Annotated in this window: 8 protein-coding genes and 1 pseudogene; 6 read left to right on the top strand and 3 right to left on the bottom strand. The window is 70.7% G+C overall.

Going from position 1 to position 7,269, the window contains the following annotated elements:
- Both G6022_RS10575 and G6022_RS10570 read left to right on the top strand, forming a co-directional pair.
- Positions 1 to 321 (top strand): annotated as a pseudogene (locus G6022_RS10575) (biotin-dependent carboxyltransferase family protein); the annotation flags it as partial.
- Positions 322 to 444: 123 nt separating this feature from the next.
- Positions 445 to 1,731 (top strand): adenylosuccinate synthase, encoded by a 1,287-nt coding sequence (locus G6022_RS10570; RefSeq protein WP_182691538.1) that lies wholly within the window; start codon positions 445 to 447, stop codon positions 1,729 to 1,731.
- A gap of 10 nt (positions 1,732 to 1,741) precedes the next feature.
- Here G6022_RS10570 and G6022_RS10565 read toward each other — a convergent pair whose 3' ends face one another.
- Positions 1,742 to 1,951 carry a hypothetical protein gene (locus tag G6022_RS10565; RefSeq protein WP_241731154.1) on the bottom strand — a complete coding sequence of 70 codons (210 nt, stop codon included), beginning with the start codon at positions 1,949 to 1,951 and terminating at the stop codon, positions 1,742 to 1,744.
- A gap of 439 nt (positions 1,952 to 2,390) precedes the next feature.
- Between G6022_RS10565 and G6022_RS10560 the strand changes: the two genes are divergently transcribed.
- Entirely contained in the window at positions 2,391 to 3,329 is a 939-nt protein-coding gene (locus G6022_RS10560) for a hypothetical protein (RefSeq protein WP_182639882.1), read from the top strand.
- A gap of 166 nt (positions 3,330 to 3,495) precedes the next feature.
- Here the strand turns inward: G6022_RS10560 and G6022_RS10555 are convergent, their stop codons facing one another.
- The gene (locus G6022_RS10555; protein WP_179523493.1) at positions 3,496 to 3,855 is read right to left on the bottom strand and encodes a GntR family transcriptional regulator; all 360 of its coding nucleotides are present in this window, start codon (positions 3,853 to 3,855) and stop codon (positions 3,496 to 3,498) included.
- A 101-nt stretch (positions 3,856 to 3,956) separates the two neighbouring features.
- The gene (locus G6022_RS10550) at positions 3,957 to 5,054 is read right to left on the bottom strand and encodes a CoA transferase (RefSeq protein WP_182639881.1); all 1,098 of its coding nucleotides are present in this window, start codon (positions 5,052 to 5,054) and stop codon (positions 3,957 to 3,959) included.
- Positions 5,055 to 5,163: 109 nt separating this feature from the next.
- Between G6022_RS10550 and purT the strand changes: the two genes are divergently transcribed.
- The 3 genes from purT to G6022_RS16685 form a co-directional block, all read left to right on the top strand.
- Entirely contained in the window at positions 5,164 to 6,435 is a 1,272-nt protein-coding gene (gene purT / locus G6022_RS10545; RefSeq protein ID WP_182691536.1) for a formate-dependent phosphoribosylglycinamide formyltransferase, read from the top strand.
- Positions 6,436 to 6,476: 41 nt separating this feature from the next.
- Complete coding sequence (locus tag G6022_RS10540) at positions 6,477 to 7,046, top strand: DUF1648 domain-containing protein (protein ID WP_182691534.1); 570 nt, start codon at positions 6,477 to 6,479, stop codon at positions 7,044 to 7,046.
- Positions 7,047 to 7,054: 8 nt separating this feature from the next.
- The coding region (locus tag G6022_RS16685; protein ID WP_206682372.1) for a hypothetical protein at positions 7,055 to 7,269 on the top strand (215 nt) is incomplete at its 3' end.

Genomic DNA, 7,269 nt, shown 5'->3' with positions numbered 1-7,269 from the left:
CCGCGCGACGACCTGTTCCCGCCCGGGGCCTGGCGTGTCCTGTCGGAGACCGCGCACGTCAGCGGGCACGCGGACCGGGTGGGGGTGCGCATCGATCCGGCCGGGCCCGTCCCCCGGTCGAGCACCCGCGAGATCCCCAGCGAGGGCATGGTGCGGGGCGCGGTGCAGGTCCCGGCCGACGGGTCGCCGGTCGTGTTCGGGCCGGACCACCCGGTCACGGGCGGCTACCCGGTGATCGGGGTGCTGACCTCGCGGTCGTCGGACGCACTGTCCCAACTCCTACCGGGAGCGCCGGTGAGCTTCCGGAGGGTGTCGGAGTGACCGACTAGGGTGTGCCAGGCGGAACCAAGTACCCTGGACCGTTGGTGTGCGCGGAAATCACTGCCTGCGGGCAGGTTTTCGTCCCTCACCGAAAGACGACTCTCTTCGAGGTGAAAGCAGACCATGTCAGCGATCGTCCTGATCGGCGCCCAGTGGGGCGACGAGGGCAAGGGGAAGGCCACCGACATCCTGGGCGGCCGCGTCGAGTACGTGGTCAAGCCCAACGGCGGGAACAACGCCGGCCACACCGTGGTGGTGGGCGGAGAGAAGTACGAGCTCAAGCTCCTCCCCGCCGGGATCCTCTCGCCCACCGCCGTGCCCGTGATCGGCAACGGCGTGGTGGTCAACCTCGAGGCGCTGTTCGAGGAGATCGACGGCCTCGAGGCCCGCGGCGCCGACACCTCGCGGCTGCGCATCTCCGCCGACGCCCACCTGGTGGCCCCGTACCACCAGGCGCTGGACAAGGTGACCGAGCGGTTCCTGGGCAAGAAGGCCATCGGTACCACCGGCCGCGGCATCGGCCCCACCTACGCCGACAAGGTCTCGCGGGTGGGGATCCGCGTGCAGGACGTCTTCGACGAGTCCATCCTGCGGCAGAAGATCGAGGGCGCGCTGCACCTCAAGAACCAGATCTTCGTGAAGATCTACAACCGCCGCGCGGTCGAGGTCGAGGAGATGGTCGAGTACTTCCTCTCCTACGCCGACCGGCTGCGGCCCATGGTCAGCGACACCACCCTCATGCTCAACCAGGCCCTGGAGCGCGGCGAGTCCGTGCTGATGGAGGGCGGCCAGGCCACCATGCTGGACGTCGACCACGGCACCTACCCGTTCGTCACCTCGTCCAACCCCACCGCCGGCGGCGCCTGCGTGGGGTCGGGCGTCGGGCCGACCAAGATCACCCACTCGCTGGGCATCGTCAAGGCGTACACCACGCGAGTGGGCGCCGGGCCGTTCCCGACCGAGCTCTTTGACAAGTGGGGCGAATACCTGCAGGTCACCGGCGGCGAGGTGGGCGTCAACACCGGACGAACCCGCCGCTGCGGCTGGTATGACGCCGTGATCGCCCGCTACGCCGCCCGGGTCAACGGGTTCACCGACTACTTCCTGACCAAGCTCGACGTGCTCACCGGCATCGGCGAGATCCCCATCTGCGTGGCCTACGACGTCGACGGCGTCCGGCACGACGAGATGCCCATGTCGCAGACCGACTTCCACCACGCCACGCCGATCTACGAGACCATGCCCGGCTGGGAAGAGGACATCACCGGGGCGCGCGAGTTCACCGACCTGCCGCCCGAGGCGCAGGCGTACGTCCTGCGGCTCGAGGAGCTGGCCGGCTGCCACATGTCGTACATCGGCGTGGGTCCGGGCCGCGACCAGAACGTGGTGCGGCGCGACATCCTGGGCTGAGCGGACGCGGTCAGGATCCCGGGAGCTGAGGCAGTTCGAACGCGCCTCCGGCCACGCCGGCACCGACAGCCAGGGCGACCGAGACACCGATGCCCGCCAGGATGATCAGGCCGGCTCCGACGATCGGGTTGTCCAGGGAGCCGCCGTCCGCTGATCCCGACGCCTGAGCGACGTAGGCGACGTGACCGTCCGGGACGGGTGCGGCGTGGGCGGGGGCCACGGCAACGGGAGTGGCGGCGGTCAGAGCAAGAGCGGCGGCAGCAGTCGCTGTGCGGCTTTTGATCATGTCCCCATTATCGCCTCAGGGTCGTCTCCCATTACGTGCGGTCTCGAGGTCCGCGGAAGTGTCTTGGGCGCCCGACCCCCGTGCGTCCGACCCCGTGCGTCCGACCCCCGTGCGTCCGACCCCGCGATTGGGCGCGTTCTCGAACGTATCGGCCGGGTGAGCCCGTTCCGGAACTCGCCGAGGATGCTCGGAGCGAGACGAGTTATCGCAGATCGCTCCCTATCGCTCCTGATCGCTCGTCATCCCCCGCGATAGCGGCTGGTCGCGAGCCTCGATTCACGGACCGCGATCAGGCTGTGGATGGTCGTCCGCCTCGTCCACAGCCGGCCGATCGCGCCACAGAGGGAGGGCCTTCGCGTAGCACCATGCGATCATGCCTCCGACACACTCAGACCCTGCGGGACCGCCGAGGCGTGAGGCGGCCTTTGTCAGAGCCATCTACGGTGGCGAACCGTTTCTGGTCAGTAGCGCGCTGGCTTCCGGGGTCCTGACCAGGCAGGATCTGCGCACCCGCTTCCGTCGACTGCACCCGAGGGTCTACGTGCGAGCGTCAGCCGAACTCGACCCGGCGCAGAAGATCCGCGCGGCCTGGCTATGGGGTGGCCCACGCTCGGTGATCTGCGGGGGCGCCGCCGGGCACCTGGCCGGGGAGGCGTACTTCGGGGAGGAGCTAGTTCGCGACGAGGTCCAGCTCTGGAGGCCGACCTGGCGCAGGGCCCCGCCCGGGATCGTCGTCCGCAAGTGGACCGCCACTCCCGACCATCTGCTGTGGCAGGGGATGGCCGTGACGACCCCCGCCAGGACCGCAATCGACCTCGCCCGGCATATGGCGTCTGATGTCCGGGCGGTCGCGGCGCTCGATTCCATGTGTCGCACAGGCGGCACTGATCCGGATGCGATCGCGGCGGCGGCGTTCGCCATGGCAGGTCAGACCGGGGTCCGTCGTGTGCTGGGGTTGCTGCCCGCCGTGGATCCGTTGGCCGAGTCGCCCAAGGAGTCCGAACTGCGGTTGATCATGGGGGCGACTGATCTGCCGGTGTTCGAGTCGCAGGTCGAGGTGCGAGATGAGTCCGGCGCGCTGGTGTCGCGACTCGACCTGGGTAACCGCCGGTGGAAGGTCGGGTTGCAGTACGACGGCAACGAGCATCTGACCCGGGCCCGTCGAGACGGCGATTCCGTGGCGATGCTGCGGCTGGCGTCACTGGGATGGGAGGTGAGGCGGGTGACACAAGGTCTGCTGCACACCCCGCGGACGCTCACCAGATTCGTTCGCGGGGCCTTCGAGAAGCAGGGCTGGGAGCATTCCGTGTGACCCGGTCGCATTCACTGAATCCCGGTCACGTTCTGGGACGGGCCCACTCGGCCGATGCATCCAGGATCGCGCCGGATCGGGGTGGCCGCCGGATCGAGGTGGCCGCCGGATCGGGGATGGCCGGCGGGTGGCGACAGGCGGGCGGCGACAGGCGGGGTCGCGATCTCTAGGGCAATTGGCGGAACGCGTTGCGGAGAGCTGCCACGGCCTCGTCGACGTCGAATCCCGAGCCTGCGGCGCGCTCGGCGAACTCCTCCGCGGCCCGGGCCAGCACCGCGCCGGGCAGATCGGCTGCTGAGACGAACGTCCCCGACCGGCCGCGGCCCTCCAGAACTCCCGACTCCTCGAGTTCGCGGTAGACCTTCGCGGCGGTGGCGCTGGAGACTCCGACCTCCTCCGCGAGCGTGCGCACGGCGGGCAGCCGAGTCCCTGCGGTGAGCACCCCACGCCGGACGCCCTCGACTATCTGCCCCTTGAGTTGGCGGAACGGCGGCTCCGCCGAGGCGGGGTCCACGGCCAGGGTCATCCCGGCCACCCGGGAGCCCGAACCCGGCGTGCGGGAGCCTGAACCCGGCGTGCGGGAGCCACTGCCCGGCGAGTGAGAAGTGGCTCCCGGCCCGCTCATGGTCAGGCCCAGACCTGCTCGACCGGCGTCACCTCATGCGGCGGCGCGGCCGGGACGGCGGGCGCCGGAGTGCGCGAGAACCGCGGCGCGGGCGCCGGCCCCATGTCCCCGCCGACCTCGACGAAGGTCTCCCTCGCCGTCATATGGGGATGGGACAGCGCCTCGGTGTAGGTCAGCACCGGGGTGGTGCAGGCGTCGGTGCCGTAGAAGAGCTCGGCCCACTCGTCGCGGGGCTTCTCGGCGAACTTTCCGGCGATGATCTCGCGCAGTTCGTCCCAGCGGTCCATGTCGAACTGTCCGGGCATGCCCTCGCCGTCGATGCCCATCAGTCGCGCGAACTCCGCGTAGAACTGCGGCTCGAGGCAGCCCACGGCCATGAACCTGCCGTCTGAGCAGGTGTAGACGTCGTAGAACGGGAACCCGGTGTCGAGCATGTTGGTCCCGGCGACGTCCGACCACTGGTCGCGGGCACGCATGGCCCACTGGAACTGGCCCAGCACGGAGGCGCCGTCGGTCATGGCGGCATCGATGACCTGGCCCTTGCCGGACGTGGCGCGCTCGATGATCGCGGCGAGGATGCCCTGGATGAGGAACATCGACCCGCCGCCGAAGTCGCCGACGAGGTTGAGCGGCGGCACGGGGCGCTCGCCCTTGCGGGCGGTGGCGTTGAGATGGCCGGTCAGCGAGATGTAGTTGAGGTCGTGGCCGGCGGTGTGCGCGAGCGGGCCGTGCTGGCCCCAGCCGGTCATCCGCGCGTACACGAGCCGCGGGTTGGACTCGAGGCACTCGTCGGGACCGAGGCCCATCCGCTCGGTGACCCCGGGGCGGAAGCCCTCGACCAGCACGTCCGCCTTGGCGATGAGACCGCGCACCTGCGCCAGGCCCTCGTCGCTCTTGAGGTTGGCCTCCACCACCGTCCGGCCGCGGCGGGTGATGTGCGCCCAGCCGCCGACCTGGGTGTCGAGCTCCCCGGGGCGCATGACGGTCACGACGTCGGCCCCCAGGTCCGCCAGCATCATGCAGGCGTGGGGGCCGGGGCCGATGCCGTTGAGTTCGACGACGCGGATGCCGGCAAGGGGGCCGGGGGAGGCAGTGGTCACAGGTGTGCCCTTTCGTGTGGCGTTGCACACACGTTATCGCCTGCCGGTCCGCGGGAGCGGGGGAGCACGCGATAGAGGCCGGCGACGGGGGTCTACTAGCGTGGGCGCCATGACCGCAGCGCACGATCCCCTCGCCCCGCCAGTCGTCGACCGCGTCGGTACGCCGGGCACCCCGGAGGCCACCCGCGTGATGCTGCTGGGCTCCGGTGAACTGGGCAAGGAGGTCACGATCGCGCTGCAACGGCTGGGGGTCGAGGTGATCGCGGTGGACCGGTACGCCGGCGCCCCCGCCCACCAGGTCGCGCACCGCAGCCACACCATCGACATGACGGACGCCGACGAGGTGCGCCGGGTGGTGGAACTCGAGAAGCCGCAGGTGATCCTGCCGGAGATCGAGGCCATCGCCACCGCAGCGCTGGCGCAGATCGAGCAGGACGGGCTGGCCCGGGTGGTCCCCACCGCCCGTGCCGTCCAGCTGACCATGGACCGTGAGGGCATCCGGCGCCTCGCCGCCGAGGAGCTGGGCCTGCCGACGAGCCGCTACGCGTTCGCGTCCTCGCTGGAGGAACTGCAGGAGGCGTGCTCCCGGATCGGGTTCCCGTGCCTGGTCAAGCCCACCATGTCGTCGTCGGGTAAGGGACAGTCGTCCCTCCACGGTCCCGAGGACGTGGAAACGGCATGGAACTACGCGCAGTCCGGCGCCCGAGTCGCGGGGGCGCGCGTGATCGTGGAGTCGTTCGTGGACTTCGAGTACGAGATCACCCTGCTCACCGTCCGCAGCGTGGACCCGCGGACGGGGGAGATCCGGACCGACTTCTGCGAGCCGATCGGTCACCGTCAGGAGCGCGGCGACTACGTCGAATCGTGGCAGCCGCAGGCCATGACGCAGGACGCCTACGACTCGGCGCGCTCGGTGGCGGCGCGCGTGACCGGCGCCCTCGGCGGGGTGGGCGTGTTCGGGGTCGAGCTGTTCGTCCAGGGCGTGGACGTCTACTTCTCCGAGGTCAGCCCGCGGCCGCACGACACCGGTCTGGTGACGCTGCGCAGCCAGGTCCTCAGCGAGTTCGACATGCACGCGCGGGCCGTCCTGGGACTGCCGGTGGTCACCACCATGTCCAGCCCGGGCGCGTCGGCGGTGATCTACGGCGGGTCCGGTATCGGCGGCGGCGAGGACAGCTCCGCAGGCGGGACGGCCGAGGGGGTCGGGTTCGAGGGTGTGGCCCGCGCGCTCGCCGTGCCGGAGTCGGACCTGCGACTGTTCGGCAAACCCTCGGCCAGCGAGTTCCGCCGTATGGGCGTGGCCGTGGCCACCGCCGAGGACGTGGAGACCGCGCGCGAGCGGGCCCGCGAGGCCGCCTCGCGGGTGACGGTGGTGAGGTAGGCGTGCGCCGCACGGCCGCAGGGTCGCGGGGCCTCGACTAGATGACGACGACGAACTCGGTGGCCGACGAGGCCCGCGGCCTGCCGAAGGAACCGACCAGCCCCTGGATCCTGATCCTGGTCGTGGCCACCGTTGTGGTCTGGCTGGCGGTGCTGGCCTGGCAGGTGGTGGTCCTGCCGGAGCGCGTCCCTGTTCACTTCGGCTCGGGCGGCGAGCCGGACGGCTGGTCCAGCAAGGCCGGCGCTCTGGCGTTCTCGGCGCTGTTGCCCCTGCTGATGGTGCTGCCTCTCCCGCTGCTGACCACGCTCATCGTCCTCCGCGCGCCCGAGCTCATCAACGGACCCCGTAAGGAGTGGTGGACGGCCACCGCGCCGAGGCTTCGCCGGTTCGAGCGACTGCTGCGTGAGGATCTGTGGCTGATCACGGTGGTCACCCTGGCGCTGCTGGGGGCGATGCAGGTGGGGATCGTGCGCGCCGCCGAGAGTCCGGATCAGCGCATGCCGGAGGAGCTGTTGTTCGGCGGGATGGCGGTGTTCGGCGTCGGGCTCGTCGCGGTGATGGTGCGCATGTACGCCGGCAACCGGTACGCCGAGCAACCCGATCTGGACTGAGCCTGTGGATGGTCGTCCGATCTATCCACCGACCGCTCTCGCGGGCCGGATCCGGCGCGGCCGCGCCCCTAGCGTGGATCCCCGAGCGGCCCGGACTGTCGGGCCCGGAGGGGGCGGGACTGATGGCGGGATCGAGCACGGGGTCGGGACCTGTGGCCGCGGCGCTGGTGGCGTTCGAACGGGTCGCGGTGGCGGCCGAGGCGGCCCGGGTTCGTGAGGCCGG

This window comes from Dietzia sp. Cai40, assembly GCF_014145165.1.
Classification (GTDB): domain Bacteria; phylum Actinomycetota; class Actinomycetes; order Mycobacteriales; family Mycobacteriaceae; genus Dietzia; species Dietzia natronolimnaea.
The sequence above is the reverse complement of the archived record's forward strand: the minus strand, read 5'-3'. Positions and strand labels throughout refer to the sequence as shown.